Source organism: Massilia scottii (assembly GCF_030846495.1).
Taxonomy (GTDB): Bacteria; Pseudomonadota; Gammaproteobacteria; order Burkholderiales; family Burkholderiaceae_D; genus Telluria_A; species Telluria_A violaceinigra.
In genome coordinates this window covers 1-1,566 of sequence record NZ_JAVCWM010000068.1, presented here as the reverse complement: position 1 = coordinate 1,566, position 1,566 = coordinate 1, and the positions used below count along the sequence as shown (strand labels likewise).

General features: G+C 51.5%; 3 protein-coding genes. All 3 read right to left on the bottom strand.

From position 1 onward, the window contains the following. On the bottom strand, positions 1-216 hold a 216-nt coding region (locus RBA41_RS33295), incomplete at its 3' end, for a hypothetical protein (protein WP_306628630.1). A gap of 292 nt (positions 217-508) precedes the next feature. Next, positions 509-886 (bottom strand): hypothetical protein, encoded by a 378-nt coding sequence (locus tag RBA41_RS33290; protein ID WP_306628629.1) that lies wholly within the window; start codon positions 884-886, stop codon positions 509-511. Further along, positions 879-1,566: hypothetical protein (locus tag RBA41_RS33285; protein WP_306628628.1), on the bottom strand; the 688-nt coding region annotated here is incomplete at its 5' end. The genes RBA41_RS33285 and RBA41_RS33290, both read right to left, overlap by 8 nt.

The window sequence follows — 1,566 nt, the reverse complement described above, 5'->3', positions numbered from 1 at the left end:
GGTGACGGTTTCTTCCTGCATCCATACGATGTCGGTGGTCAGCTGGGCCATCTGCTGCTCGGACAGCGCCACGCCAGGCGTCAGCTGGAACTGTTTGGCGTAGGCGACGCCGGAATCCATCAGCGCCTTGAACGCCTGTTCGTTGTTCTCGTAGCCGGACAGCTTGTTGCGGCCGGTGATGTTGATCAGCTGGTCGGCGAACGCGCGCTGTTCCACGAAACCATCGCCGTAGCGCTTCAGGGTGCGCTGCGGATCGAGGGCGAGCTGGTCCAGGAAGTAATCGCTGCCGGTCCACTTATTTTTGTCGGTGAACAGCGGGTCGGTCTCGACCAGATAGCCGGCGCCCTCGCCCGGTTTCAGGGACAGATTGCCCGTCGGCGCTTTCCAGTCGGCGTTGCTGGTCAGCGTGACGTTCGGGACGTTCGGATCGGTGAACTACGTGGCGGCGCTATTAAGGGGCCACTCTGCGCCTGTGCTTAGTTAGACAGCAAGGAAGGTAATAACGGCACTATTCGAATACAGGACCAACACCGTCATCAAAATATACAATCGCACGCATTTTAACAAGACCATCGGGCGTTACGTGGAGCCAGCAATCGTCACGTCCTTCAATCTCCAGCAGTAATTGCGAGTCAAATTTCGCTGACAATTTTTTTGCAACCTGCTCTGGCGACAGTAACGCTTCATTATTACTCGGATAGGAAATTAAAAAACCCTGCTTATACCCCTCAGTATATTCCATAACCATAACGAAACCTTTGGAATTTTCCATCGGGACGTCTGTTGATTCAACCGCGAATCCAAGTATAGAGCCTAGAAACTCAATGACACGCCGTTCGGGCTGCTCTGAGCAAAAGTAAATGTTTATTGACACCACATCACTCATTTATTTTCTTCCTCATTATGTCGAGTATACCCAACGCGCGCTCCGCCGCTTCTGGAGAAATAACACCATTCTCCAACTGTTTGCCGGTCGTATATATGGCCTTGTCAATCCCTTGTTTTTGCCCCATAACAAGAATATTATACTCCCTCGACGATACATCAACGACACCTGGACCAGATACCGGATGCACGGAACTATCGTGCCTTTCCCATACGCGCCCAGATGAAGTAGTGAAGAAATTCCCATCACGCACTGCAACGCCGGATCGAATTTCAGCAACGTCGGCAACTGCCTCTGCCCGTGGACCCAAAAACAATGAATTACCCGTTGCTTTAGGCATACCTAGAGATCCCAATAAATGGCGTTTCGATAAAGTGAGATCTAAACCACCTGTTCCAGGAACTGCCAATACCGACGGTCCCATTTCTGTTGAGACAGTCGTCGGAGACGTCGCAGTGTGAACAGTACAAAACCCATTGGAACATTCGGCACACGGACCTACATTATGTACCCAAGTCTCAAATTTTCCGACAAAGAAGGTGTGACCCACATCCACAGTGAGATTGTGGGTACGCCCCTGTTGCTGAACAAGTTCGAGTGTTGTTACCGTCGCGCCATTTTTCGACTGGTCCCGCGCATTCAGCCGATCGCCCGCTTTCAGATCAATCGCCGAGACAAAT

Excerpts from the sequence above, each read along its gene's own strand:
- RBA41_RS33290 (WP_306628629.1), bottom strand. The coding sequence starts at position 886 with ATGAGTGATGTGGTGTCAATAAACATTTACTTTTGCTCAGAGCAGCCC.